The 26,260-nt window shown below is 63.9% G+C and carries 28 protein-coding genes; 9 read left to right on the plus strand and 19 right to left on the minus strand.

Translation table 11 applies throughout. The features are described from left to right. The gene (locus tag GWG67_RS09495) at nt 1-1,089 is read left to right on the plus strand and encodes a GGDEF domain-containing protein (RefSeq protein WP_275168999.1); all 1,089 of its coding nucleotides are present in this window, start codon (nt 1-3) and stop codon (nt 1,087-1,089) included. Here the strand turns inward: GWG67_RS09495 and GWG67_RS09500 are convergent. Further along, nucleotides 1,043-2,740, minus strand: a complete 1,698-nt coding sequence (locus tag GWG67_RS09500; protein ID WP_275169001.1) for a diguanylate cyclase — start codon at nt 2,738-2,740, stop codon at nt 1,043-1,045. The genes GWG67_RS09495 and GWG67_RS09500 overlap by 47 nt on opposite strands. A 107-nt stretch (nt 2,741-2,847) precedes the next feature. Between GWG67_RS09500 and GWG67_RS09505 the strand changes: the two genes are divergently transcribed. Continuing rightward, the gene (locus GWG67_RS09505; protein WP_275169003.1) at nt 2,848-3,537 is read left to right on the plus strand and encodes a YggS family pyridoxal phosphate-dependent enzyme; all 690 of its coding nucleotides are present in this window, start codon (nt 2,848-2,850) and stop codon (nt 3,535-3,537) included. Between the two features lie 138 nt (nt 3,538-3,675). On the opposite strand, the gene GWG67_RS09510 is transcribed toward GWG67_RS09505, so the two are convergent. Next, on the minus strand, nt 3,676-4,449 hold the full coding sequence (locus GWG67_RS09510) for a 2-keto-4-pentenoate hydratase (protein WP_275169004.1): 774 nt from the start codon (nt 4,447-4,449) through the stop codon (nt 3,676-3,678). 6 nt (nt 4,450-4,455) lie between these two features. Next, nucleotides 4,456-4,992 (minus strand): L,D-transpeptidase, encoded by a 537-nt coding sequence (locus tag GWG67_RS09515; RefSeq protein WP_275169006.1) that lies wholly within the window; start codon nt 4,990-4,992, stop codon nt 4,456-4,458. Between the two features lie 235 nt (nt 4,993-5,227). On the opposite strand from GWG67_RS09515, the gene GWG67_RS09520 reads away from it, so the two are divergent. After that, on the plus strand, nt 5,228-5,914 hold the full coding sequence (locus GWG67_RS09520; RefSeq protein ID WP_007598630.1) for a response regulator transcription factor: 687 nt from the start codon (nt 5,228-5,230) through the stop codon (nt 5,912-5,914). A 58-nt stretch (nt 5,915-5,972) separates the two neighbouring features. Further along, a complete protein-coding gene (locus tag GWG67_RS09525) occupies nt 5,973-6,416 on the plus strand; it encodes a cyclic nucleotide-binding domain-containing protein (protein WP_007598631.1) in 444 nt (147 codons plus the stop codon). Between the two features lie 112 nt (nt 6,417-6,528). Here GWG67_RS09525 and xth read toward each other — a convergent pair whose 3' ends face one another. From xth to GWG67_RS09590, 13 genes are all read right to left on the minus strand, one after another. Next, the gene (xth, locus tag GWG67_RS09530; RefSeq protein WP_275169008.1) at nt 6,529-7,344 is read right to left on the minus strand and encodes an exodeoxyribonuclease III; all 816 of its coding nucleotides are present in this window, start codon (nt 7,342-7,344) and stop codon (nt 6,529-6,531) included. Nucleotides 7,345-7,497: 153 nt separating this feature from the next. Beyond that, nucleotides 7,498-8,253 carry an outer membrane lipoprotein carrier protein LolA gene (locus GWG67_RS09535; protein ID WP_275169010.1) on the minus strand — a complete coding sequence of 252 codons (756 nt, stop codon included), beginning with the start codon at nt 8,251-8,253 and terminating at the stop codon, nt 7,498-7,500. Between the two features lie 152 nt (nt 8,254-8,405). Further along, a complete protein-coding gene (locus GWG67_RS09540; RefSeq protein ID WP_275169012.1) occupies nt 8,406-10,883 on the minus strand; it encodes a DNA translocase FtsK in 2,478 nt (825 codons plus the stop codon). 9 nt (nt 10,884-10,892) lie between these two features. Then, nucleotides 10,893-12,107 carry an aminotransferase class I/II-fold pyridoxal phosphate-dependent enzyme gene (locus GWG67_RS09545; RefSeq protein WP_275169013.1) on the minus strand — a complete coding sequence of 405 codons (1,215 nt, stop codon included), beginning with the start codon at nt 12,105-12,107 and terminating at the stop codon, nt 10,893-10,895. Nucleotides 12,108-12,435: 328 nt separating this feature from the next. After that, a complete protein-coding gene (locus GWG67_RS09550) occupies nt 12,436-12,840 on the minus strand; it encodes a GFA family protein (protein ID WP_275169014.1) in 405 nt (134 codons plus the stop codon). A gap of 116 nt (nt 12,841-12,956) precedes the next feature. Next, nucleotides 12,957-14,555, minus strand: a complete 1,599-nt coding sequence (locus GWG67_RS09555) for a caspase family protein (protein WP_275169016.1) — start codon at nt 14,553-14,555, stop codon at nt 12,957-12,959. A gap of 205 nt (nt 14,556-14,760) precedes the next feature. Continuing rightward, nucleotides 14,761-16,209 carry an ammonium transporter gene (locus GWG67_RS09560; protein ID WP_275169018.1) on the minus strand — a complete coding sequence of 483 codons (1,449 nt, stop codon included), beginning with the start codon at nt 16,207-16,209 and terminating at the stop codon, nt 14,761-14,763. Between the two features lie 38 nt (nt 16,210-16,247). Beyond that, on the minus strand, nt 16,248-16,586 hold the full coding sequence (locus GWG67_RS09565; protein ID WP_008142813.1) for a P-II family nitrogen regulator: 339 nt from the start codon (nt 16,584-16,586) through the stop codon (nt 16,248-16,250). Nucleotides 16,587-17,023: 437 nt separating this feature from the next. Beyond that, nucleotides 17,024-17,626: an ATP-dependent Clp protease proteolytic subunit gene (locus GWG67_RS09570; RefSeq protein ID WP_275169020.1), complete on the minus strand. Its 603-nt coding sequence runs from the start codon at nt 17,624-17,626 to the stop codon at nt 17,024-17,026. 41 nt (nt 17,627-17,667) lie between these two features. Beyond that, nucleotides 17,668-18,042 carry an SRPBCC domain-containing protein gene (locus tag GWG67_RS09575; RefSeq protein WP_275169022.1) on the minus strand — a complete coding sequence of 125 codons (375 nt, stop codon included), beginning with the start codon at nt 18,040-18,042 and terminating at the stop codon, nt 17,668-17,670. Then, entirely contained in the window at nt 18,039-18,353 is a 315-nt protein-coding gene (locus tag GWG67_RS09580) for a helix-turn-helix transcriptional regulator (protein WP_275169024.1), read from the minus strand. Before GWG67_RS09580 ends, GWG67_RS09575 begins: the two co-directional genes overlap by 4 nt. Nucleotides 18,354-18,396: 43 nt before the next feature. Then, nucleotides 18,397-19,698, minus strand: a complete 1,302-nt coding sequence (locus GWG67_RS09585) for an ammonium transporter (RefSeq protein ID WP_275169026.1) — start codon at nt 19,696-19,698, stop codon at nt 18,397-18,399. Nucleotides 19,699-19,825: 127 nt separating this feature from the next. Next, nucleotides 19,826-20,164, minus strand: coding sequence for a P-II family nitrogen regulator (locus GWG67_RS09590; RefSeq protein ID WP_007598647.1), 339 nt, complete (start codon nt 20,162-20,164; stop codon nt 19,826-19,828). 239 nt (nt 20,165-20,403) lie between these two features. Between GWG67_RS09590 and GWG67_RS09595 the strand changes: the two genes are divergently transcribed. Then, on the plus strand, nt 20,404-21,285 hold the full coding sequence (locus GWG67_RS09595) for a DUF4339 domain-containing protein (RefSeq protein ID WP_275169027.1): 882 nt from the start codon (nt 20,404-20,406) through the stop codon (nt 21,283-21,285). 45 nt (nt 21,286-21,330) lie between these two features. On the opposite strand, the gene tesB is transcribed toward GWG67_RS09595, so the two are convergent. Continuing rightward, nucleotides 21,331-22,194, minus strand: a complete 864-nt coding sequence (gene tesB, locus GWG67_RS09600; protein ID WP_275169029.1) for an acyl-CoA thioesterase II — start codon at nt 22,192-22,194, stop codon at nt 21,331-21,333. Between the two features lie 213 nt (nt 22,195-22,407). Here tesB and GWG67_RS09605 point away from each other — a divergent pair, with 213 nt between their 5' ends. Next, nucleotides 22,408-23,628, plus strand: a complete 1,221-nt coding sequence (locus GWG67_RS09605) for a ubiquinone biosynthesis hydroxylase (protein ID WP_275169030.1) — start codon at nt 22,408-22,410, stop codon at nt 23,626-23,628. Nucleotides 23,629-23,850: 222 nt separating this feature from the next. Here GWG67_RS09605 and GWG67_RS09610 read toward each other — a convergent pair whose 3' ends face one another. Together GWG67_RS09610 and GWG67_RS09615 are read right to left on the minus strand one after the other, a co-directional pair. Beyond that, nucleotides 23,851-24,048, minus strand: coding sequence for a Trm112 family protein (locus tag GWG67_RS09610; RefSeq protein ID WP_007598651.1), 198 nt, complete (start codon nt 24,046-24,048; stop codon nt 23,851-23,853). A gap of 62 nt (nt 24,049-24,110) precedes the next feature. Next, entirely contained in the window at nt 24,111-24,641 is a 531-nt protein-coding gene (locus GWG67_RS09615) for a TetR/AcrR family transcriptional regulator (protein WP_275169032.1), read from the minus strand. A gap of 107 nt (nt 24,642-24,748) precedes the next feature. On the opposite strand from GWG67_RS09615, the gene GWG67_RS09620 reads away from it, so the two are divergent. The 3 genes from GWG67_RS09620 (at nt 24,749) to GWG67_RS09630 (ending at nt 26,250) form a co-directional block, all read left to right on the plus strand. Continuing rightward, nucleotides 24,749-25,099, plus strand: a complete 351-nt coding sequence (locus tag GWG67_RS09620) for a hypothetical protein (protein WP_275169034.1) — start codon at nt 24,749-24,751, stop codon at nt 25,097-25,099. Nucleotides 25,100-25,314: 215 nt separating this feature from the next. After that, the gene (locus GWG67_RS09625; protein WP_247357338.1) at nt 25,315-25,593 is read left to right on the plus strand and encodes a PepSY domain-containing protein; all 279 of its coding nucleotides are present in this window, start codon (nt 25,315-25,317) and stop codon (nt 25,591-25,593) included. 63 nt (nt 25,594-25,656) lie between these two features. Next, nucleotides 25,657-26,250, plus strand: a complete 594-nt coding sequence (locus GWG67_RS09630; protein WP_275169036.1) for a cytochrome b/b6 domain-containing protein — start codon at nt 25,657-25,659, stop codon at nt 26,248-26,250. Nucleotides 26,251-26,260: the final 10 nt, after the last annotated feature.

Here is a 26,260-nt window from a genome sequence, read left to right on the forward strand (position 1 = left end):
ATGGACGCCAGCTTCGACGATCCCGATTACGACTATGCCGCGTCCGTTGCCGAACGGGCGATGCGGAGCATGGCCGAACAGCGGATCCCTGCCACGCCGGCCAATTTCGCCGTCTGGTTTCGCTATTTCGCGGGCAGCCATGACGATCTGCGCAACGCCATCGACCTCCTGATCGATCATAACCGTCCCTTCGACGTCAGGACCAATCAGGATCTGTTCAAGACCTATGTCGCGCCCAAGGGGGGCGCTATCGTCTCGGAGACCTCGGAGCGGCTGCATGCTCTCATGGGAGCGGCGAAGGATTTTCTAGCAACCGCGATCGCCGACAATCACTCCCAGATGCAAGCGATCAACGAGGTCGCGGACCAGGGCAAGGCCGGTGTCGACCCAAAAGCGCTGGTCGCCCAGCTCATGAACGAGTTGGGTCGCGCGGCCACCCGCGCGACGCGGCTAGAGGCGGGCTTCGCGGAAAAGACCCGCGAGCTCGACGTGATTCGCGCCTCTCTCTCCAAATCCGAGGAGCGTGCCCGGACCGATACGCTCACAGGTCTTGCCAACCGGCGGGCGCTCGATGAATTCCTGCGCAAGGCGCAGGCGACTGCGGACTGGGGCGAGCCGCTCAGCATGCTCATGCTCGACATCGACCACTTCAAGACCTTCAACGACAGTTTCGGCCACGGCGTCGGCGACCAGGTGCTGCGCCTGATGGCCAAGGTGCTGCGCGAAAAGGTCCGCGAGCAGGACCTGTCGGCCCGCTATGGCGGCGAGGAGCTGATCGCGGTGTTGCCGGATGCCGATCTCGCCGTCTGCGCCCAGATTGCCGAGCGCATCAGGCACGCGATCGCGGAATGCAGGATCACGCGCCGGTCGACCGGCGAGGTCCTTCCCCATATCAGTGTGTCGATTGGTGTTGCGCAGTACCGGAGCGGCGAAGCGATCACCGATCTCATCGAGCGCTGCGATCGTGCGCTCTATCTCGCCAAGAACAGCGGCCGCAATCGCGTGGTCACCGAGACCGAACTCGATGGCGCCGGGTTAGTCCTCAACCCGCCATCATCATTTCCGCCGCGCCGTTGTCGATCACGGTGATGCCGTGCTCGACGACGTTGTTGCGACCGCGGTGCTTGGCGGCGTAGAGCGCTGCGTCGGCGGCTTCGATCAAATCGCCCGGACGCAAGCTCTCGTTGGGCTTTGTCGCGGCAACGCCGATCGAGACGGTGACGATCATGTGGTCGGAGGTGATGTGCGGCAGGCACAGCTTCAGCACGGCCGCGCGCGCCTGTTCGCCGATTTCGACGGCGCGCGCCACGTCGGTGTTCGGCAGCAACAGACAGAATTCCTCGCCGCCGTAGCGAGCCGCGAAGCCCATCGTGTCGGCGGCGATGCCGGACAGTGATTCGCCGAGCCTGGTCAGGCAGGAATCGCCTTCGAGATGGCCATAGGTGTCGTTGAACAGCTTGAAATGGTCGACGTCGATCATCAAAAGCGCGAGGTCGCTGCCATATTGCTGCGCGCGCATCCATTCGAAGTCGAGGCGGCTCTGGAAGCCGCGGCGGTTGGCGAGCCCCGACAACATGTCGATCGAGGCCATCACCGTGAGCCGGTCATTGCTCGCCATCAGCTCGCGTTCGCGCTGGCTGAGCTGCGCGGCCATCGCGTTGAATGCGCGGGCCAGCGGCACGAACTCGGCCGGCAGGCGATTGCGCGCGGCGCGTGCCGACAGATCGCCCTCGCCCAGACGCTTGGCCATGTCGGCGAGCATCCTGATCGGCTTGATCACCAGCTTCTCGGCTGCGATCAGCGCGCCGAGCAGCACGAATAGCACGACGAAAGCGAGCTGGAGATAGGCGGTGCGGATGTCGCGGCTCACGGCCGCGGACACCTTGTCCTCGTCGATGCTGGCGATCAGGCGGGCATTGGTCCCGGCGATGCGGATATAGCTGACCGCGCGGCGGGAGCCGTCGGCAGCGAGGAAAGAGAGTGAGCCTTCGTCCTGGTCCGACCTCAGCGCCTTGTCGGCGATCGCGGACATCAGCGGCATGTTGTCGAGCGGACGGCCGATCGCGCTATGCTGGTCGGCCGGTGCCGCCAGCACGATGCCGGCGCTGTCGACCAGCACGGCCGTGATGCCGGCGCGGCCACCCAGATTGCTCATGACCTTCGACATCCAGTCGAGGTTGACGGTGGCGAGCACGACGGCATCCGCTACGCCGCTAAAGGCGGACACCGGGTAGACCGCCATGACGGTCGGTGTTAGCACCGGGCGCGACAGGATGAAGTCGCTCAGCACGAAACGGCCGGTTTCCTGCGCCTGCTGGAAGTAGGGCCGATCGCTGAGGTCGAGACCGACATACATGTTGTTGGTGGCGCACTGGATGCGTCCGTCCTGGCCGGCAATCAGAAGCGTGCGGATCCAGGGGAGATTTGACGGCAGGCTCGCGCGCAGCACGTCACAGCTCTTGCTGATGCCGCCGGCGGAGGCGCGGATGAAAGCTTCCGATTTCAGGATGGTCTCGACCGACGAGATCACCTCGCGCTGCGCATCGGCGCTGTGCCTTGCAACGGTGGTGAATTCGGCCGTGGCCTGCGCGATCTGCCGCGTGCGCGTGTCTTCAAGCGAACGGATGCGCTCGAACATCAGAGGCGTCACCAGAATCACCGCGAGCAACGCAAGCCGCGCCCGGATTCCGAGAACCTGCTTGAGTTTCGCTCGTTTGCGGTTGAAACTGACGTTTGCCATCTTCGCTGCCCATCCCGCAGCCAAGGTAAAGCAAAGGGTTCAAAAACTCTTTCTTGAACTCGGTAAAATTGGAACTAGCTCCGCAACAACAACTCCGATGCGACATCATGACTGAAGCCAACGCCGCGCCGCTAACCGGCCATTCACCAAACGCGCTCGCCGCGGTCGAAGCTGAAATCGCGCGCACCTGCAAGGATGCGCGCCGCGAACGTGGCTCCGTGACGCTGATCGCGGTATCGAAAACTTTCGCCGCGGATGCAATTATTCCGGTCATCGACGCCGGACAGCGCGTATTCGGGGAGAATCGCGTGCAGGAGGCCAAAGGCAAGTGGCCCGCGTTAACTTCTGGTTACTCCGATATCGCGCTGCATCTGATCGGGCCGCTGCAATCCAACAAGGCGAAAGAGGCGGTCGCGCTGTTCGATGCCATCCATTCGGTCGACCGCCCGAGCATTTGCCAGGCGTTAGCCAAGGAAATCGAATCCCAGAACAAGCACCCGGAATTGTTCGTCCAGATCAATATCGGTGAGGAGCCGCAGAAGGCGGGCATCGCCCCCGGCGAGGCCGATGCTTTCATCGCGAGCTGCCGCGACAGCTATGGGCTGACGATATCGGGGTTGATGTGCATCCCGCCGGTAGACGAGCCGCCGGCGGCGCATTTCGCGCTGACCGCCAAGATCGCCGCGCGCAATGGATTGAAGAAGCTCTCGATGGGAATGAGCGCGGATTATGCGACCGCGATCATGCTCGGCGCCACCCATGTGCGCGTGGGGAGTGCGATCTTCGGGCACCGGTGAGAGCTGTAAGCCTGGGTCGCGCCCGGCAACGGCTATCGATTTCGTCATTGCGAGCGCAGCGAAGCAATCCAGAATCTTTCCACGGAGGGACTCTGGATTGCTTCGCTGCGCTCGCAATGACGGTGGTGTATGCCGGGCCTAGTCAAACCCCACCGACACCGTCCCCAGCACGCCGAAATCCGCCGCGAAATGATCGCCCGCCTGGATTGGCAGCGGCGGATGGCACGTGCCCGTGGTCACCACCTCCCCTGCCCGCAAGGTGATGCCGAGGCCACGCAGCTCGTTCGCCAGCCAGACCAGGGCAATGCGAGGATCGCCGAGCACGTTCTTGCCGTGGCCGAGATAGCGCTGGCCGCGCAGCGTGATCTGCGGCCGCTGCTCGACGAGATCCATGGCGCGCCAGTTCGCATTCGTCGCTGCGCCCAGCACGAACAGATGCGCACAGGCGTTGTCGGCGATCAGCTGCGCCTCGCCGGCGCTGACAAAATCGGCAAAGCGCGAATCGGGAATCTCGATCGCGGGATGCAAGCTGTCCACGGCGGCGAGCACCTCGTCGACAGGATACGGCGCCGCGCGCGGCGGCAGATCGCGCGCCATGCGGAAAGCGAACTCGGGTTCGCCGACGCGCATCGCGTTGCCCTTCATCGAGGCAGTGCCGCCATCGGCGATCACGGTGTCGCTCATGATCCGACCGGCCAGCGGTCCCGCGACATTGATGTGCTTCTGTCCGGACTCGCTCGTCGCCGCGATCTTCCAGCCGAACAATGTCCCGCTGAGCGCAGCCTGCACGGCGTAACCCTCGGTGCGGTTCTGAGGCCGCAACCGTGGCTCCAGTGCGTCCAACTTGGTGCCGTCGCGCCAATGTTTGACCAGGACCTGCGAAGTGGCGGCGATCTGATCCGTGTCGAGCATGTGTCCTCACCCGATGATGATTTTTGTTTTTGGTCCCAGCCGCCGCAGCAAGTGTCGCATCGCCGCTTCGGTCATCGAGACGCAGCCTGCGGTCGGGCCGAAATTGTCGCGCGCCAGATGCAAAAACACCGCGCTGCCGCGGCCGGCGATCCGCGGCCTCGTGTTGTGGTCGATTTCGATGATGAAGTCATAGAGATGGTCGGCCCGCTTGAGCCGGTCACCGCCCTGCCCCTCGCCGAGCCGGATTCCCCGATTGTAGTGACGGTCCTTGGGATCCTCGCACCAGGCGTCCTCGCCGGTGATGATCCGGGCCGGCAGGAAGGTCTGCGGGCGGCTATGCCGGTCGCCCCGCCACCACAATCGCCTGGGACGGAAGCTGCCCCTCGGGGTGCCGCCATCGCCCTCGCGCTTGTTCGCCAGAATGCCGCCGCGTCCGAGCGCCACCGGAATCGTCAGCGCTCCGGCAGTCAGCCAACCCCGGCGCGGATTCCCGGCGGCAGGCTTAACGCGGATCGCCGAGAGCGGCCCGGCGCTTCGGTTCATGGTGTAACTAGCTGAAGCAGCTTTATTTTTCATGTGAACGTGCGATGTCGAATTCATTACAGGACATTCATCAAAACGGCCTGCTATTCTGGGTTAGAGTGGTTCTGGCTTGTGAATCGGTAACAGCCCACTACTTCAAGACGAACAACAATAATAACGGCGACCCCTAAACTTCCCTCTCGGCTGGGTGCAGCATGGATGCGCGCCGCGCCGGACCCCAAAAGGATGACCCCCTATGGCCAATGCCCGCAAGATCCTGATCGTGGATGACGATACCGATCTGCGCGATACGTTGGTGGAGCAATTGTCGCTGCACGAAGAATTCGAAGCCTCCGCGGTCGATACCGGCGCCAAGGGCGCGAGCGCCGCGAAGGCCAATGCCCCCGATCTCGTCCTGATGGATGTTGGCCTGCCCGACACGGATGGCCGCGAAGTGGTCCGTTCGTTACGCAAGGGTGGGTTCAAGGCTCCGATCATCATGCTCACCGGGCATGACACCGATTCCGACACGATTTTGGGGTTGGAATCCGGCGCCAACGACTATGTCGCAAAACCTTTCCGCTTCGCCGTGCTGCTGGCGCGCATCCGCGCCCAGCTCCGGCAGCACGAAGCCAGCGAGGACGCGGTGTTCTCGGTCGGCCCCTACTCATTCCGGCCCGGCTCCAAAATGCTGACCGCCGCCAATGCGCGCAAGGTCCGGCTGACGGAGAAGGAAACCGCCATCCTCCGCTTCCTCTACCGGGCCGGCCAGATGCCGGTCTCGCGCGAGACCCTGCTCCAGGAGGTCTGGGGCTACAATTCTGGCGTCACCACCCACACGCTGGAAACCCACATCTACCGCCTTCGCCAGAAGATCGAGAAGGACGCCGCCAACCCGGAAATCCTGGTCACGGAAGCCGGTGGCTACAAGCTGGTGCCGTGATACGCTTCTGGGGCGTGCGAATCGTTTTAGATCGCATGCCCTTGAGCCCCGGACCTGAATGTCAATCGACGACGATGTAGCGCTTCTCGAGCGTGTCCCGACACTGCGCCTGTTGGGAGACGCTTCGTTGCGCATGCTAGCGATCGGCTCCGAGCAGCGTGACTTCGTCCGCGGCGACGTCTTGTTCAATCTCGGCGACGATGCCGATGCGGGTTTCGTGGTCCAGCGCGGCGCCTTCCGGGTCGACGACGGCGCCGGCGCGGAGATGATCGCAAGTCCCGGTGCGCTGATCGGCGAGCTCGCGCTGATCGTGCCGATGAAGCGGCCGTCGAGCGCGATCGCAATCGAGCACGCCTCCGTCATCCGCGTCGCGCGCAGCCTGTTTCAGCGCGTGCTCGAAAGCGATCCCGCCGCCGCCGTCCGCCTGCGCGATGAATTCGCGGTTCGCTCCAGCCAGATCGCCAGCGATATATTGATGGCCGGTGCGAAGCTGACGAGTTGAGAGGTCATAGCTTCGTAGCCCGGATGGAGCGAAGCGTAATCCGGGATACTCGCCTACGGAAAGATCGTCCCGGATTGCGCTTCGCTCCATCCGGGCTACGGATCTCCCGTAATCATAGATCCAGCGTCACCGTCACCGGCACATGGTCCGACGGCCGCTCCCAGTTGCGCGCGTCGCGCAAAATCTTGAAATCACTGACCGCATCTTTCAGCGCGCGCGAGACCCAGATGTGGTCGAGCCTGCGGCCGCGATCGCCGACGGTCCAATCGGCGGAGCGGTAGCTCCACCAGGTGTAGACCTTTTCCGAAAGCGGAATGCGCTCGCGGGCGACGTCGACCCACTCGCCGGCGGCGAGCGCGGCTTGCAGCTTTTCGGTTTCGACAGGCGTGTGCGACACCACTTTCAGAAGCTGCTTGTGCGACCAGACGTCGTTCTCATGCGGAGCGACGTTGAGATCGCCGACCAGGATGTGGCGATCCTCGCCGCGCGGATGCAACGGCTCGCACGCCTTCATCTCGTCGAGGAAGCGGAGCTTGTGATCGAATTTCTCGTTCAACGCGGGATCGGGAATGTCGCCGCCGGCCGGCACGTAGAAATTATGCACCACCAGGGGCTTCGCGATCCCAGCCTTCTCACCGAACGATACTGAGATGTGGCGAGAATCCACCTTGTCGCAGAAGGTGCGGATATCCTTCGACTCGAACGGAATCTTGGAGACGATGGCGACGCCGTGATAGCCCTTCTGCCCGTTCAACGCGACATGCTCGTAACCGAGCCGCTTGAAGCGCTTCAGGGGAAAGGCGTCGTCGATGCACTTGGTTTCCTGGAGACACAGCACGTCCGGTCGCGCGCTCTTGAGAAATTTTGCGACCAGATCGATGCGCAGCCGCACCGAGTTGATGTTCCAGGTTGTCAGGGAAAAACGCATGAGGGATGCGTCTTAGCATGGATTGATGCGGGGAAAATGCTTGTCCACAGCAAGTGGATTCGTAGGGTGGGTTAGCGCAGCGTAACCCACCATGCTTCCACATTTGCGGACCGAGATGGTGGGTTACGCTTCGCTAACCCACCCTACGCACCGTCAGCCCGGCGACGCGCCGTAATTCGTGAAGTCGATCTTGAACATGCCGGGATCGAGCTTCTTGCTCGTGTCCAGATTATAGACCGCGATCGTGGTGTCGTAGCCCTGCGGGTCGGTGACGGTCCACTGCTTCAACTGGCCGTCCTTGGCGCCGAACATCAGCAAGAGGCGGCTGGTGCCGACCAGCGCCTGCTTCTCCTCGATGGTGACGCTGACGAAGACGTCATCGGCAGAGACGTTGACGACGTTGGTGTCCTTCATCAGGTCGATGCGGTCGGACAGCAGGAAACGCAGCGGTGTCTGCGACAGCGGATAGACGTCCTGCGTCGCGAGCTTGCGGTCGCGCACCACCAGCGACGATCCGTCGGCGACGATGTCGATCGGGCTCGGCGCGTCGTATTCGAAGCGCACCTTGCCCGGCTTCTGGATGTAGAAGTCGCCTTGCGTCTTGCTGCCGTCGGGGCCGACCTGGACGAAATTTCCGACCAACGTCGACAATGACGACAGGTAGGCGCTGACCTTGGCGGCTTGGGCCTTTTGGTTCGCATCGAAGGTCTGGAAGATGCTGCTCGGCACGTTGCGGCGCGGGTCCGGGATCACCGGATTCGGCGGCGCCTGGGTCGCGCCGGTGACAGTGGGCCCGCCGCCGGCCGGACCGCCATCGCGGCCCTTCGGTGCGGGCTTCGGCACGGGAACGGTCTGCGCGAACGACGCCGCACTCACCATCGCGGCGATGACGAGAATCACGCCGGCCATGCGCGCGCTTCGCGCAGCGACGATGGCAGCGAATCGAATGTCCGGATGTCTGATCAACGCGTCGTCCTGTGTGGCTGGGCGCCCTTTTAGCCTGATTTCGGCCAAAAGCAGATAACGTTTTTGCGTGAAATGGTGGTCTGAGGCGGCTCGCCTCACATATGGCTGTCTTCTTCCTCGACGAGAATCTCGCGTTTGCCGGCGTGGTTGGCGGGTCCGACGATGCCCTCCAGTTCCATGCGCTCCATCAGCGATGCGGCGCGGTTATAGCCGATCTGCAGGCGACGCTGGATGTAGCTGGTAGAGGCCTTGCGGTCGCGTTTGACGATCGCAACGGCCTGCGAGAACAAATCGCCGCCGCCGTCCGCGCCCATGGCGGACGCGTCGAACACCGCGCCGTCCTCGTCCTCGCTGGGTTCTTCGGCCGTGACGGCTTCGAGATATTCCGGCTGTCCCTGCGTCTTGAGGTGGCGCACCACCTTCTCGACTTCGTCGTCCGACGCGAAAGGACCGTGCACGCGGCTGATGCGACCGCCGCCCGCCATGTAGAGCATGTCGCCTTGGCCGAGCAGCTGCTCTGCGCCCATCTCGCCGAGAATCGTGCGGCTGTCGATCTTGGACGTCACCTGGAAGGCGATGCGGGTCGGGAAGTTCGCCTTGATGGTGCCGGTGATGACGTCGACCGAGGGACGCTGCGTTGCGAGGATCACGTGCAGGCCGGCGGCGCGCGCCATCTGCGCGAGGCGCTGCACCGCGCCTTCGATGTCCTTGCCGGCGACCATCATCAGGTCGGCCATTTCGTCGACGATGATGACAATGTAGGGCAGCGGGTCGAGCGAGAGCTTCTCTTCCTCGTAGATCGCCTTGCCGGTTTCCTTGTCGAAACCGGTGTGCACCGTGCGCGTCGGCTCTTCGCCCTTGGCCTTCAATTCGAGCAAGCGCGTGTTATAGCCGTCGATGTTGCGCACACCGAGCTTGGCCATGTTCTTGTAGCGCTCTTCCATCTCGCGCACGGCCCATTTCAGCGCGACCACGGCCTTCTTCGGGTCGGTCACGACGGGCGTGAGCAGATGGGGAATGCCGTCATAGACTGAGAGTTCGAGCATCTTCGGGTCGACCATGATCAGGCGGCACTGGTCGGGGCGCAGCCGGTAGACCAGGCTGAGGATCATGGTGTTGATGGCGACCGACTTGCCCGAGCCGGTGGTACCGGCGATCAGCATGTGCGGCGTGCGTGCGAGGTCGATGATGACGGGATCACCGCCGATGGTCTTGCCGAGGCAAAGCGGCAGTTTCGCAACCGAATCGACGGTCTCCTTGGCGACCAGCAGCTCGCGCAGATAGACCTTTTCGCGATGGGCGTTGGGCAGCTCGATGCCGATCGCGTTGCGGCCGGGCACGACGGCGACGCGCGCCGACAGCGCGCTCATCGAACGCGCGATGTCGTCGGACAGTCCGATCACGCGCGACGACTTGATTCCCGGCGCCGGCTCCAGCTCGTACAGCGTGACCACGGGACCTGGATGGGCCTTCACGATCTCGCCGCGAACGCCGAAATCCTGCAGCACGCCTTCGAGCGCGCGCGAATTGGCTTCCAGCTCGGCCTTGCTGAGCGGCTGGCGATCGCCGGCCTTGGGCGCGGCCAGCACCGATACGGAGGGAAGCTCGAACTTGTCGGAGGATTTCTTGGAAGTGGCTTTCGGCGCTGCCTTCTTGCGTGGGGCGCGCGCAACCGGCTCCTCCTCTTCCTCCTCGTCTTCCTCGACCTCTTCGTGCTCGTCGTCGTAGTCCTCGTCCTGGGCCTGCGGCGAGATCGGCGGCGCGGCGCGGCCGCCACCGAGCTTCGGCTCCTGGCGGCTGAATGAAACGGCCTTTGTCTTCGGTCCGCTCGAGACGAGCGAGCGGTAGGCCGCGCCAAGCAACCAGGTCAGCCGCGCCTTCGTGCTCATCAAGGCGTGGAACAGCCAGCCCAGCGATACCGAACCGCGATCGCCCTCCTCGTCCTGGTCGAGCGGCTTGTCGTCATCCTCGATTTCCGCGAGTTCGTCGTCATGCTCGCGTGCGCCAAGGCCGCAGGCGATCAGGAAGGTCGCCGTCATCGCCGCGAACAGGATCGTGCCGAGCACGATGCGATAGATCATGCCCGCCGGTCCGAAGATCACCGCGGGCGCGCGAACCAGGGCATCGCCGACCACGCCGCCGAGGCCTGTCGGCAGCGGCCAGGCGCCGCCATGCGGCCAGCAGCTGACGAAGCCCGCCGCGATCACCGTGCAGAGGATCCAGGAGCCGAGCCGCAGCGCCTCGCGGTCGAACGGGCGATGGGTCAGCATGCGCCAGCCCCAGACCGCGACCGTCAGGACCAGCATGATTGCGCCGAGCCCGAGGATCTGCATCGCAAGGTCGGCGCCGATCGCGCCGGCATAGCCGAGAATGTTGCGGATCGGCCGCGACGTTGCGTGGCTGAGGCTGGGATCCTGCACCGACCAGGTCATCAACGCCGCCGAGGCGACGCCCGACAATGCGATCAGGCCGAGGCCGCTGAGCTCGCGCACGCGCCGCGCCAGCCCCTCGCGGATCGAGGGCGGCAGATGGCCGACCAGGGGAATAACACGTTCGATCGTCGACATGCTCACGGGCCCCGCCTAACCCAGAGTCTCGACCAGGCGGTGCAGCGCCTGCGCCGTGGTCTCGCCATCCTGCACCAGCGCAAGGCGAATGTAGCCCGCGCCGGGATTGAAGCCGTCGGGCTGGAGCCGCGCCAGATAGCTGCCGGGCACCACGCGCACGCCTGCTTCCGTGAAGAGTTTTAGGCACACAGACACGTCGTCGCCGATTGCGGACGTGTTGAGCCAGACGCAAAAGCCGGCGTCAGGTCGGCGATAGCCGTACCGATCGCCGATGATCTGGTCGGCGAGATCGAACTTGATCCGGTAGAGCCTGCGATTCTCCTCGACATGCGCCTCGTCGCCGTAAGCGACGGTCGCGACATGCTGCAGCGGGACCGGCACCTGCGGCGCCGCAATGTTGCGCAGCTCGAGGAACATGCCAATGAACTTTTTGTCGCCGGCGGCGAAGCCGACGCGCATGCCCGGCAGGTTCGAGCGCTTCGAGAGCGACTGGAACGCAACCACGCGGGTGAAATCAGGGCCTGCGCATTCGAGCGCGCTGCCGGGCGCTTCGCGGGTGTAGATCTCAGAATAGCATTCGTCGCTGAGGATCACGAAGCCGTAGCGGTCGGCGAGCTGCTTCAGGCGCGTGAAATAATCGCGCGAGGCCACCGAGCCCTGCGGGTTGGCGGGCGAAGCCAGATAAAACGCCACCGTGCGCGCCAGCGTCGCTTCGTCGATGGCGTCGAGATCGGGCAGGAAACCATTTTCGGCGGTGGTCGGCAGAAACACCGGCTCGCAGCCCGCGGCGCCGGCGCCGGCGCCATAGACCGGATAGAATGGGTTCGGCATCAGGATCGCGGGCTTGCCGGGACGCGGGCCGACATAGCGCGCGGCCGCGATCGCGGCGAGGAACAGCCCCTCGCGGCTGCCATTGAGGACGAGAATCTCGCTCTCGGGATCGAGGGCGCGCGGCAGCTTGAAGCGCAACGACAGCCAGGCGCCCGCTGTCTTGCGGAACGGGTCGGTGCCCTTATTCGCGGGGTAACGGCCGAAATCGGCGATGTGCTTGGCCAGCACCGGGCCGACGAAGTCGGGTACGGGATGCTGCGGCTCGCCGACGGCAAGCGAAATCAATGACTTGCCCGGCTGATGGGGTGCCAGCAGCTCGTTCAGCCGGACGAAGGGAGAGCGTTCGCTATCGGAGCTTCCACTGTCCTGCGGCGCACGGGATGAAGCGGTCATAGCCATTCTGGACGCCAGCACTCTTGGAACAGCCGGTCGCAGCACGGCGCCGGCGGGAAGCGGTTCAGTTCACCATAGATAGGGCGAGGTTAAGACGCGATTAACCATCGGTCGCCGCCTCCGTCCAGAGCAGGAATAATGAGGCCGGATAACAACGGGATGCGCGGCGAACCCCAAGCTCGTCATGGCCGGGCTTGTCCCGCCTGCGCGGCCGAAGCCGCTTCGGCGAGGCGAAGGCCCGGCCATCCACGGCCTTTCCTGCTGTGCCCAAGAACTTCCTGCTGTGCCCAAGAACGTGGAGGCCCGGGCACGACGGGCTCGTGACCAGGCGCGCCTAGCGCGCCGGAAGCTTCTCGAAGGTCGCCATGCCCGCGGGGATCGCGTGGAAGTCCTGCTTGTCGCAGGTGTAGATTGCCATCTGCGGATGGAACTGCGCAGGCTCGTCCAGCGTGCCGACCTTCAGGATCGCGGCCGGCAATCCGGGGACCTTGGTCACTAGATGCGTGCCGCATTCGGCGCAGAATTCGCGCGTCACGGCGCGTTCGAGGTCCTTGCGTGTGAACTGCTTGGGTTGCCCGGTGATGTAGCTGAAGCCGGCCGCCGGCATCGCGATGAAGGTGTTGGGCGCGCCGCCCGAGATGTACTGGCACTCGCGGCAATGACACTGCGCCTGCATCATCGGGTCGCCCTCGGCGACATAGCGCACTCCGCCGCAATAGCATCCGCCTTCCAAACGCATGACGACCTCCCGGTTTGTTATTCTTGAGGTCGATATTTCTGCCCCGGCGGCATGGAATGGCAATCTTTTTCTTTGCGAGCGGACAAAGGCAGCCCATCCGCAGCCGGTTCGTGCAACTATCTCTTGGCAAGTCCGCAGCCGTTGAATCCCCGGCCGCGCCAGCACCCGCTGCTCATGCACTCGGCCTCCAGCCGTGGACAAGCGGTTGAAGCGCAATCCGCGCGGCCGCCCATACTGGCGCATGCCGTGGCGCACCTGCTTCGCATGAACGAACAGCTCATGCCGCTTCCGGTCTGCCGCGGTTGCCCTGCTCCGGCCTGATCTGGCGGCAGCACCGCCCTCTTGTCGTCGCGCGTGGGCGCCCGCTTCGAATCAGGTTGGCCCGGACTTGCGGCGGGGCTCTGTGTCGTCAGCTTGGAGAGTTCCATCCGACACGGTCGGCTGGTCTCGGTGCGGACGCCGGCGCCGGTGGTTCCTTTCAGCTCGAGTGCGAGCTTGTACCGATAGGGCGCGCCGGCGGTGCGGCGCAGCGGATCATTCTCACCAACCAGCCCGCTGACGGTGACAGTCGCGCGGCCATCCGCTTCAATCTTCCCGTCATAGATTGTCGCACCGGGCTTGCCCTCTTCCCCGGAGAGAGTGTGCAGGACGCCATCTTTGACGCGCAGGGCATACTGGAAATAGGCCTCGGAAAATGGAGGCTTGTTCTCGCAAGTCTCCTTCGCGATCCAGGTTCCATCGAACGTGGTTACGCGCTTGGCGGCGTCCGCTGGTTTCGCCAAGCTCTCGATGCGTGATTTCGCCAGATCTGCGAAGGCGCAGGCCGGGAAGCGTACGAGGTGATCCTTGAATACCGCGAGCGTTCCCAGCGCTTCCGCGCTGCGCCAATGGTCTCCGGCCTCCGCGCAGGGATCCACCTGAGGCGTCGCAGGCGACAACGCCGCCGTCTCGGGCTTGCCGTTCAGGTAGAACTCGCCGAAGAACGACAGCGACAGCTCCGGCACTTGCGAGCCTTTCGAGCGCTGGTAGACGCCGGCGCTGATCGTCTGAAATACCGTGTTGACGTTGCCCTTGTCGCCGATGTGCTCCAGGAACGCGCTGGTATAGGGGCTGTTGCGGCCGCTGCCGTCGTCGGCGGTCCGGCCGGCCTGTGTCGCATAGGAAATGATGGTGCCCTCGGGACTTTCCATCTTGGCGAGGCCGCGCGAGACGGTGACGCCGCGGCCCTGTCCGACGTTTCGCCGCAACTCGTCGGCAAATGGATTGTCGCGGCAGGCGTCGAGCACGAGGATTCGCAGGTTCTTGGCCTGCTGCAGATCCGCCAGGATCTCGTCGGCACGTACCAGGCGGCGCAGATCGACCTCGTCGCGAACGACGGCATCGACAGGCACCAGATAGTTGACGCCGGCGAACTGGAGCGCGTGCCCGCTGTAGTAGAACAGGGCGACATCGGCGCCGCGGGCCTCACGCGCGAAGCGAAGAATGGTGTCCTGCATGGCGGGCTGGTCGAGGTCGGTCGCGACGACAGGATCGAACCCCGATCGCTTGAGGGCCGCGCCGACATCGGCCGCATCATTGGTCGGGTTGGCGAGCGTGGGAACGTTTCGGTAGGCGCCGTTGCCAATCACCAGCGCGACGCGCTTGTCCGCGCGGGCCTCGAGGCTCGACAAAGCGAGCAACAGGAAACACCAGACCAGGCAATAGGGCAGACGCATGAAATCCTGCTCCAAACGGGGAGCATGATATTCAGCAAGCTCGCAGCAATGCAATTTAACTTATGACGGCCCAGCGGCACGGGACCAAAAAGAAAGGGGCTCCAACTTGCGCTGGAGCCCCTCAACGGTCGGGACATTGCCGGGTATGTGCCCCAAACCGTAGTTGTGAGCGCGACCTCCGAGGAGGCCGCGCCCGGGAGGAGACTTACATGTTGTAGGCGCGCTCGGTGTGCTCCGTGATGTCGAGGCCTTCACGCTCGCTCTCGACATTGGCGCGGAGGCCAACGATCACATCGACGACCTTGTAGAGGATCGCCGAACCGATACCCGACCACACCAGCGTGGTGCCGACACCCCAGATCTGGGAGATCATCTGCGCCGCGAAGTCGTAATCGGCAACCTTCGGCGGGATCGCGGTGTAGTCGATGATGCCCGCACCACCCAGCGCCGGATTGACGAGGATGCCGGTGCCGAGGGCGCCGATGATGCCGCCGACGCAGTGCACGCCGAACACATCGAGGCTGTCATCGTAGCCGAGCGCGTTCTTCACGACGGTGCAGAAGAACAGGCAGACCACGCCGACCACGAGGCCGAGGACGATCGCACCCATCACGCCGGAGAAGCCGGCGGCAGGCGTGACGGCCACGAGGCCCGCGACAGCGCCGGAGATGACGCCGAGCACCGACGGGTGACCCTTGATGATCCATTCCGCGAACATCCACGACAGCGCGGCGGCTGCGGTGGCGACGAAGGAGTTGGTCATGGCGAGGGCTGCGCCGCCGTTGGCTTCGAGGTTGGAGCCAGCATTGAAGCCGAACCAGCCGACCCAGAGCAGCGAGGCGCCGATCATCGACATCGTCAGCGAGTGCGGAGCCATCAGCTCCTTGCCGTAACCGACGCGCTTGCCGATCAGGAGAGCACCGACGAGGCCTGCGATGCCGGCGTTGATGTGCACCACGGTGCCGCCCGCGAAGTCGATCGCGCCCTTCTTGAAGATCCAGCCTGCGTCGGCGTTGATCTCGTCGAGTTTGGCCTGCGCCGCGGTCTTCGCCGCCGCGTCAGTCGCAGCAGCCAGAGCCTTGGCAGCATCCTGGATCATGTCCGGGCCGGGCCAATACCAGACCATGTGCGCGATCGGGAAGTAGATCAGCGTGACCCAGAGCGGAACGAAGAGCGCGAGCGCCGCGAACTTCATGCGCTCGGCGAAGGCGCCGACGATGAGGGCGGGCGTGATCGCCGCGAAGGTCATCTGGAAGCACATATAGATGAGCTCCGAGATGTTGGCGTCGACCGAGAAGGTCGCTGCCTTCGAATCGGTGGTGACGCCCATCATGAAGGCCTTGGAGAAGCCGCCGATGAAGTCCGAGCCGCCGGTGAAGGCGAGGCTGTAGCCGTACACGGCCCAGATCACGGTGACGACGCATACGGTGTAGAACACCTGCATCAGGACCGAGAGCATGTTCTTGGAGCGGACGAGGCCGCCGTAGAAAAGCGCGAGGCCGGGGATCGTCATCAACAGCACGAGCACTGTCGATGTCAGCATCCAGGCGTTGTCTCCCTTGTTGACCGTTGGCTCGGCGTAGGCTGCGGTCGCAGCGAACAGGCCGACTGCGAGAGCCGCCAATCCCGCGCCATAGGGACGCTTAAACGTCATTTCATTTACTCCTGATTGAATTTTGATTGAGCGCGAAATCAAAGGGCCGCAGCATCGGCCTCGCCGGTGCGGATGCGAACCGCATGGTCGAGATTGATGACGAAGATCTTGCCGTCGCCGATCTGTCCGGTTTTCGCGGCAGACGTGATGGCGTCGATGGTCTTGTCGACCTGGTCGGAGGCGACAGCGACCTCGATCTTGATCTTGGGCAGGAAGCTCACGGCATATTCGGCGCCGCGATAGATTTCCGTATGGCCCTTCTGGCGGCCATATCCCTTGACTTCCGTCACCGTGAGACCGTGAACGCCGATGGCGGTCAGGGCGTCACGGACTTCTTCCAGCTTGAATGGCTTAATAATCGCCATAACAATTTTCATGGGTCCTATCCCCGCTTGGGCCCGGTCCGGACGTGGCCGGGCGTTTCTCGACTGGTTCGCCACGAGGGAGAAAGTTCACTACGCGGGCACAGCCAGGACCCATAGAATCAAATGCCGTGCCAGATCGGGCGTGTTGCCTAACGGACTATGAAAACGGGTGTTTTCGCGTTGGACGGGTATTGCGGTGCAGTGCGCCATTACGCCGCGCTCAATACCTAGCCATGCCTGATTAAAATAAAGGCATGACAAGCTGCCGACACATTGGTGCTCACGCGTCGGGCAGCAGAAAGGTATTTCTGTAAGGGCGGACGCCTGCTGCAGGGCTGGCCGTGCTGCGGAATATCGGGCCCCTCGCACAAATGCTCACGGAATACGCGCAACCGAGCCAACCAGCGGGAGCGTGGCGAGGTTTGCTGGACGGCCGCCGCCAGAGACCGTCAGGCGGCGCTGCGTTCCGCGAACACCCGGTCGATCAGCCCCCAGTCGACCGCCTGCTGCGCGGTCATGAAGTGGTCGCGGTCCAGGGTCCGTTCCACGTCCTGCTCGGGGCGCCCGCAATGTTGTGCATAGAGCCGGATGAGGCGCCGTTTGGTTTCCTGCATCTCGGTGGCATGGATCAGGATGTCCGACGCCTGGCCCTGAAAGCCGCCGAGCGGCTGATGCACGTGAAGGCTCGCATTGGGCAGGGCGGCGCGGTGACCGGGCGCGCCGGCCATCAGCAGGAACGAGCCCATGGAGCGCGCGGTGCCCATGCACAGCGTATGCACCGGCGCCTTGATGAATTGCATGGTGTCGTACATCGCGAGGCCGCTGGTGACCACGCCGCCATAGGAATTGATGTAGAGATTGATCGGCTTGTTCGGATTCTCCGCCTCCAGAAACAAGAGCTGCGCGCAGACCAGTCCCGACATCGCGTCATTGACCTCGCCGTTGAGGAAGATGATGCGCTCGCGCAGCAGGCGCGAATAGATGTCGAAGGATCGTTCGCCGCGGGCGGATTGTTCGACGACCATAGGGACGAGCTGAAGCATGTCGCGCATCGGCGACCTCCATGTCTGCGGGTGATGAACTGGTGTTGGTGTTAGGCGGCCGCGCGCATCAGGCAGCCATTGCTGTTGGCCGGCTGCGGCAGCTTCATGCCGATATCGCAGGCTTGCTGGATGATGCGAAAGCGGGTGCCGCCGTCCTCGGTCGGTTCGATCCGGAAGATGACATGGCTTTCGCGAAACGGCGGTTCGGAATCGCGAAGCCGGTAGCGCACCTCTTGGCCCGGGATCGATGTCTCAGGCTCGGCGCCCGCAAGATCGCAATCCGGCAGCCAGCGCTCGCGCAAAGCCGGAATGGTCACCGCGCGCCAGACCTTGGCCGGCGGCGCATCGAATTCATATTCGAGCACCAAGTCTGTTTTGAGCACCAAGTCTGCGTCGGAGGGATCAGGCTTCACGGCGTCGCTCATTGATCCATCTCCTTCAAGAGATCGGCGAGGGCATCCATACGTTTCGGCCAATAGGCGCGGTAGCGCGCAAGCCACGTCCCGATGGCAACGATTCCTTCGGGATCGACTTCGTAATTCACAAAGCGGCCCTGCCGCTGTTCGCGCACCAGGCCTGCCCCGCGCAGAACCGCGAGATGCTGCGACATCGCCGGTTGGCTGATCTCCAATCCGTCGCGCAAAGCGCTGGCATTCAGGCTTCCGCCGGCCAGCTTCTCAAAGACCTTGCGGCGGGTCGGGTCGGCCAGCGCCTTGAAGATATCGGCTTCGATCATGGCAACACATAAGCATACGCTTATGTGTTGCGCAAGCCCCCGATCATTGCAGCGCCTCGCCGTGCTGCGAAATATCCAGTCCTTCAAGCTCGTGCTCGCGGGAGACGCGCAACGGCACGAACAGGCCGACCAGCTTGAGCAGGACGAAGCTCACGCCGGCCGACCAGACGAAGGTGACGGCGACCCCTGAGAGCTGGATCAGAAGCTGCTGCGGATGGCCTTCGAGCAGGCCGGCGGTGCCGCCGATCGCGCTGGTTGCGAACACGCCGGCCAGCAGGGTGCCGGTCAGCCCGCCGATGCCGTGGACGCCGAACACGTCGAGCGAATCGTCATAGTCGAAGCGGTGCTTCAGCCAGGTGCAGGCCCAGTAGCAGACGAGGCCTGCGATCACGCCGATGACGATACCGTGCCAGGGCGCCACGAATCCCGAGGCCGGCGTGATGGTGCCGAGGCCGGCGACCGCGCCGGAGATCATGCCGAGCACGGACGGCTTGCGCCGCGTCGACCATTCGATCGCGCCCCAGGTCAGCGCGCCGGAACAGGCGGCGAGATGGGTGGCGATGATCGCCAGCACCGCGCGCGAATTGGCTGCGCCCGCCGAGCCGCCGTTGAAGCCGAACCAGCCGACCCACAACAGCCCGGTGCCCATCACCGCGAGCGACAGATCGAACGGGGAGAGATTTTCAGTGCCGTAGCCATGACGGCGTCCCATCACCTTCGCCGCCACGAGGCCGGCGGTGCCGGCCGACAGATGCACCACGAGCCCGCCGGCGAAATCCAGCACGCCCATGCTGGCGAGGAAGCCGCCGCCCCACACCCAATGCGCCAGCGGAATGTAGACGAAGATGAACCAGGCGACCGAGAACAACAGATAGGCCGAGAACCGCATCCGGTCGGCCACCGCGCCCGCGACCAGCGCCACCGTGATGATCGCAAACGTCATCTGGTACAGCATGAACAGCGCTTCCGGGATCGTCTTCGCCGCCGGATTGACGCTGTCCATGGTCATGCCGGCGAGAAACCAGCGGTCGAGCGTGCCGATCCACGGGCCGTCGCCGACGAAGCACAGCGAATAGCCGAACGCGACCCAGAGAATGGAGATGATCGTCACCGCGGCGAGGCTTTGCGCCATGGTGGCGAGCACGTTCTTCTTGCGCACCATGCCGGAATAGAACAGCGCGAGCCCCGGGATCGTCATCATCAGCACCAATGCGGTGGCGACGATCATCCAGGCGGTGTCGGCGGTGCTGATCTCTGAGCCCGCGGCGCGCGCCGGCGAAGCCATGATCGAGACAAGCCCGATCGGCGCGGCCATAGCGGCCGCGCGGCGCAACAATCCCGCCATGTCGTTCCCCCAGCTATTGATTGCGTCGCACGCTGTGGCGCCGTTGCCCGGTGCGATCGAAGAAGAAGAGCGTTTTCGAGCGAAGTGGATACCGGTTCGCGTAAGGAAAACGCGTCAGAACAAAAATCTAGAGCGCGTCGCTGTCGGTTTCGCCGGTGCGAATGCGGGTCGCGTGATCGATCGGCGTGACGAAGATCTTGCCGTCGCCGATCTGGCCAGTGCGCGCCGTCGCAGTGATCACGGCGACGGCCTTCTCGGCGATATCGGAGGCAACCGCGATCTCGATCCGCAGCTTCGGCAGGAAATTCACGACATATTCGGCGCCGCGATAGATCTCGGTGTGGCCCTTTTGGCGGCCATAGCCCTTCACTTCAGTCACGGTCATGCCGTGGACGCCGATCGCCGTCAGCGCCTGGCGGACTTCATCGAGCTTGAAGGGTTTGATGATCGCGACGACGAGTTTCATGGTCAGGCCTGTTCCCCGGGGATGCGCAGCGCCGTATGTCCCCGGCGCAGCGTCAATCTGGCATCTTTCCGGGCAAATGGCATAAAAATGTTGCAGATTGAAGCGGAAAATCGTTGGACCATGTGAACGGCCGCCTCTGTACAGGGCAGCCGTTCATCCTCCACAATGCGTTTTTGGCATGGATGCGATGAACCCAAGCGTCGCGGCCGGTACAAAACTATGTTTGAGGGGGACGCTTCATGGCGAGTTGGTTCTACGCATCCGAGGGCAAGCAGCAGGGACCCTATCAGGAAGGGCAATTCCGCGACCTCGTCGCCCAGGGAGTCGTGCGCCCGGATACGCTGGTGTGGTCGGAGGGCATGGCTGGCTGGCAGAAGGCCGCCGAAATCCCCGGCCTGATCGGCGGCAGCGGTGCGCCCCCGATGATGCCGGCTGGCGGCCCGCCGATGATGGGCTCCGGCGGTTATGGCGGCGGAGGATCGCTGGCGGTCGATTTCGGCATCCTCGAGTTCACCTGGCGCAGCATCGTGATGCTGATCGGCATGTGCTTCATCATCCCGGTGCCGTGGGTGTTCGTCTGGTACACGAAATGGATCGTGTCCTGCGTGAAGGTCCCCGGACGGCCCAATCTCAGCTTCACCGGCAATGCGATGACGCTGGTGCCCTGGTATTTCGGCTTCATCGTCCTGGCGATCGTGATCGGGTTGATCGGCGCCCCGTTGCTGAGCAATTTGCTGTTCATCGCCCAGATCGTTCTGTACTGGCTCCTGATCAAATGGATGGTCGCGAACCTCGCCTCCAACGGGCAGCCGCTCGGCCTGAGCTTCACCGGCACGGTCTGGGCCTATGTGGGCTGGAGCCTGCTGTTCGCGATCTCCATCATCACCATCATCGGCTGGGCCTGGGTCGCCGCAGCCCAGATGCGCTGGTTCTGCCGCAGCATCGAAGGTACGCGGCGCGAGATTGTCTTCAACGGCAGCGGTCTCGGGATTCTCTGGAGGGGTATCGTGGCCGCATTCCTGTGCGGCTTCATCATCCCGATCCCATGGGTGTATCGCTGGATCATGAACTGGTTCGCGTCGGAGACCGTCCTGGCTCCGCGAGGATCGCTCCGGGCATGACCTCGAGAGGCATAAGCGCGATCGATCGTGCTTATGCCTCCTAGACTAGGCTTTCCGCTCGCGCACGGAGCCTTCCTGCGCGACGGAGGCCACCAGCGTGCCGTCAGGCTTGAAGATCGAGCCGCGGGTCAAGCCACGGCCGCTTCGGGCGCTCGGCGAATCCTGCGCGTAGAGCAGCCATTCGTCGGCGCGGAACGACCGGTGAAACCACATCGCGTGGTCGAGGCTCGCCGGCATCATGCGCTTATCGAACAGCGTGCGGCCGTAGCGCGCCATGATGGCATCGAGCAGCGAGAAGTCGGACGCGTAAGCCAGCGCGCACATGTGCAGCGCTGGATCGTCCGGCAGCGTCGCCGCGGTCTTGATCCAGACATGGATGCGGCCGTCCTCGATCTTTTGGCCGAAATAGCGGCCGAGCTCGACCGGGCGCAGCTCGATCGGACGGTCGGATTCATAGTAGCGGCGGATGAACTCCGGCATCTCCTTGAACATCGGCTGCTTCGCCACTTCCTCCGCCGTGAGCTTTTCCGGCGGCGGCACGTCGGGCATCTTGTCCTGGTGATCGAACGCGCTCTCTTCCTCGGCATGGAACGACACCATGATCGAGAAGATCGCGTTGCCATGCTGAATCGCGGTGACGCGTCGCGTCGAGTAGCTCTTGCCGTCGCGCAGGCGCTCGACCTGGTAGATGATCGGGATCTGCGGATCGCCCGGCAGGATGAAATAGCAATGCAGCGAATGCGGCAGCCGGCCCTCGACGGTGCGGCACGCTGCAACCATCGCCTGCCCGATCACTTGGCCGCCGAACACCCGTTGCCAGCTGGTCTTCGGACTGTTGCCGCGAAACAGATTCACCTCGAGCTGTTCGAGGTCGAGGATCGAGATGAGGTCGATCAGGCTCTTGGACATGCTGGTGCTTTCAAAATGCCTCGTCATTCCGGGGCGCACGGAGTGCGAACCTGAAATCTTGAGCTGACGACCTCTGGATTCCGGATTCGCGCTCGCGCGAGCCCCGGAACGACGGAATGAGGCCGTTCCGCCCTTGTTTCACCGCACTGTTTCGCCCACCTCAAGTCTGGTAGCAAGACCAAGAAAACGCGAAGACTTAGCCGGGAATTGGGTATGTCGGTACAGGGTAGCATTGTCATCGGTGGCGGCGCGTTTGCGGGTCTGGCGCTGGCTCTAGCGCTGCGCCAGGGGCTCGGCCCCGAGATCCCCGTCATCGTCGCCGACCCCGCGCTCGGCACACGGCCGAGCCGGGACCCGCGCGCGACCGCGATCGTGGCCGCCTGCCGCCGCCTGTTCGAGGCGATCGGCGCCTGGGACGACGTCCGGGGCGAGGCGCAGCCCATCCTCGACATGATCGTCACCGATTCCAAGCTGGAAGACGCCACCCGTCCGGCGTTCCTCAACTTTGCCGGCGACGTCGCGCCGGGCGAGCCCTTCGCGCATATGGTCGAGAACCGCCGTCTAATCGATGCGCTGGTGGTGCGCGCCGAGGCCGAGGGCATCGATCTCCGCGCAACCACCGTGTCGTCTTACGACGCGCGGGCCGAAGGCATCGACGTGACGCTCGGTGATGGCAGCGTGATTGCCGCGAGCCTCCTGGTCGCGGCCGACGGTGCAAAGTCGAAACTGCGCGAGCGCGCCGGCATCGCCACCCATGGCTGGGAATACGATCAGTCCGGCATCGTCGTCACTGTCGGCCATGAGCGCGATCACGAGGGTCGCGCCGAAGAGCATTTTCTGCCGGCGGGTCCGTTCGCGATCCTGCCGCTTTCAGGCAAGCGCTCCTCGCTGGTTTGGACCGAGCGCCGCAGCGAAGCCGCGCGTATCGTTGCGTTGAGCGACGAGGAATTCCACGGCGAGCTCGAGCAACGCTTCGGCCTGCATCTCGGCGAGGTGAAGGCGCTCGACAAGCCGCGCGCGTTTCCGCTGTCCTATTTCGTTGCACGCTCTTTCATTGCTCAGCGCCTTGCGCTGGTCGGCGATTCCGCCCACGTCATCCACCCGATCGCGGGCCAAGGCCTCAATATGGGGCTGAAGGACGTCGCCGCGCTGGCCGAGGTCGTGGTCGATGCGGCACGGCTCGGCATGGATATCGGCGCCGCCGACGTGCTCGAACGTTACCAGCGCTGGCGCCGCTTCGACACCATGGCCATGGGCGTCGCTACCAACTCGCTGAACTTCCTGTTCTCCAACCAGTCGACGCTGCTGCGCACCGTGCGCGACATCGGCCTCGGCCTCGTCGACCGCGCTCCGCCGCTGAAGAACCTGTTCATCCGCCAGGCCGCGGGTTTGACCGGTGAGATACCGCGGCTGTTGAAGGGCGAGGCGCTGTAGCGCCGCGCTGACGCCTCACTCTCCGCCGTCGTCCCGGACAAGCGCGCCTCAAGCGCGCGCAGATCCGGGACCCATACGCCGCAGCATTAGTTTTGCGATGATTCGGAGTTGCCGGCTTGCGCCATAACCACGTCCTGTGGTTATGGGCCCCGGCCTTCGCCGGGGCGACAGCTAGGGTGTGGCGCGGTCATCGCACCAAACGACCGGCGCGCTACAAGTCCCTCAATCGATCTTGCGGGCCTCTTCCGGCAGCATGATCGGGATGCCGTCGCGGATCGGATAGGCGAGCTTGGCGCTGCGCGAGATCAGTTCCTGCTTTGCAGAATCGAACTCCAGCGGCCCCTTGGTCAGCGGGCAGACCAGAATCTCCAGCAATTTGGGATCGACGCTGGCTTCGGGGCGTTCGGTGGGCGCGTTCATGGGGGGTCTCCGGCGGTCGGTTGCCTCTAGCATGAAAAATCGTAGCAGCCCATCGCGTCGCCTCAAGCGGAAACCATCCGCAGGATCTCGTCGAGCAGGCCCTCGAGCCGCGCGGCCGGCAATGGCGGGCCCGATAAGGCGAAGCCGAGAAACGTCCAGTACAGGATTTGCGCGCGGGCTCGTGCCGTCGCCACCTCCAACCCGCGCTTTCCCAGCAGCTCTTTGATATAGTCGAGCCTGCGCCGGTCGATGGCACGCACCGCCGTTTGTGCCGCCGCATCGAAGGCCGCCCAATTCCGCACCGCGCGCTCGAGGTCGAGCCGCGCGCTAAAAGTCCTGCGCAGTAGCGCTTTCAGCGGCTCGTCGCTGTCCGCCTCGACATCGGCGATGATCTGCTCGGCCGCGATCTCGCGCCAACGCTTCAAGAGAGCAGCATGGAACGCGCCGAGATCGGCGAAATGCCAATAGAAGCTGCCGCGCGACACCCCCATGGCTTTCGCCAGCGGATCGGCCTTCAGCGCGGTGAAGCCGTCTCTCGCGAGCGCCTTCAGGCCCTGTTTGATCCAGTCGTCGGCGGTCAGCTGTTCGGCCATGTCGGGTTCCGGATGCAAACCATACACTAGTGTATTGACAGCGAGCAGGCCAGCGCCTATCTCACCATACATAACTGTATGGACGAGATTTGCAGGGAGCTTTGACGATGCGTGATCTCTTGCTCCAGTGCGCCGGGGTCGTGACCATTGCCGTGGCCCTCATTCATGGCATTCTCGGCGAGACCAAGGTCTTTGCCCGCGCCCGCATCGAGCCGGAGCGGCTCCGCACCCTGATCCGCCTGGTCTGGCAGGCCTCGACCGTTGCCTGGATCGGCGGGGGTGTGCTCCTGATCGCGGCGCCCTGGATGCAATCGGAGCCGGCGCGTCACTGGATCGTCGTCACCATGGCCGGCGTGTTCGGCTTCTCTGCTCTCGCCAACGCATGGGCAACGCGCGGTCGGCACTTCGGCTGGATGGCGCTCAGTGCGGTCGTCGCGATGGCGGCTGCCGGCTACTAGGCGCGGTATATCGCAGTCATGCCTGTTGTGAGGCGAAAGGCCGCATCGACGCACCAAATGCACGTTGCGCGCGGAGGGCGCTGAGCTTTTTCGGATCGTTAGAATATCTCTAAAGGCTTCCGCCGTAGCTGCGGATTGACTTCATCATGTGCTTTGCTTCCTTCGGTCCCGCTTCGCCTCAGGGCGTAGCGCCCACGACAGAAGAGGAGACGTTCGTGAAGGTTATTCGTGTTGTTGCCGTTGCATTGACGATCGGGATTGGCATGGGATCGGCCGCCTTGGCCGATGGTTTCAAGGACTGCACCAAGCTCGACAAGGCGTCGTGGAAGCCGGCGAGCGAAGCCGAAGCCAAGGCCAAGGCGCTCGGCTACGAGGTGCGGCGCTCCAAGATCGAAGGCTCGTGCTACGAGGTCTACGGCGTCAAGGAAGGCAAGCTTTACGAGCTGTTCTACAGCCCCGAAGATCTCAGCCTGAAGCACACGATTGCGAAGTAGACCGCGCGAGATGGTCTGCGCGCAAATGGTCTGCGCAAAGTCATGCCTGAGGGTGGTCCTCGCTTGATCGAAGAAACGGTGCCGCACGCACGCGGGGAGTCCAACCGGACCCCCGCGGATCGAGCCGTTGCGCGGACAGTCGCGGTTTGGGACCTCCCGTTGCGGCTCTGGCACTGGGCGCTCGCGGCTTGCGTTCTGGCCGCGTGGTTCACGCCGACCGTCTATGACGGACTTCACCGCATCCTCGGTTATACCGTACTCGGGCTTGTTGCGTTCCGTCTGGTCTGGGGTGTTTGGGGAAGCCGCTATTCGCGCTTCCGCATGGTCGGCGTCAGGCTTCGGGCCGCACCGGGTTATCTCTGGAATCTGCGCCGCGGCATCACCGGCCGCTATATCGGTCTCAATCCCGCCGGCACGTTGATGCTGGTGGCGCTGCTGGTCTCGCTCGCGGTCTCGACGATATCAGGTGCGATGTCGGTAACCGTGACATTTTTCGGCGTCTGGTGGGTCGAGGACACCCACCACTATTCATCCGACGCGGTCATCGTCCTGGTCGTGCTGCACGTCTTGGGCGTGCTGATGATGGGGCGTCTTCAACGCGAGAACCTGATCAGCGCGATGATCACCGGACGCAAGCGCATCCGCGGTCATTCCTGAGCAGCTGCGC

It is taken from the genome of Bradyrhizobium sp. CSS354 (assembly GCF_029051725.1).
In the GTDB taxonomy this organism is placed as follows: Bacteria; Pseudomonadota; Alphaproteobacteria; order Rhizobiales; family Xanthobacteraceae; genus Bradyrhizobium.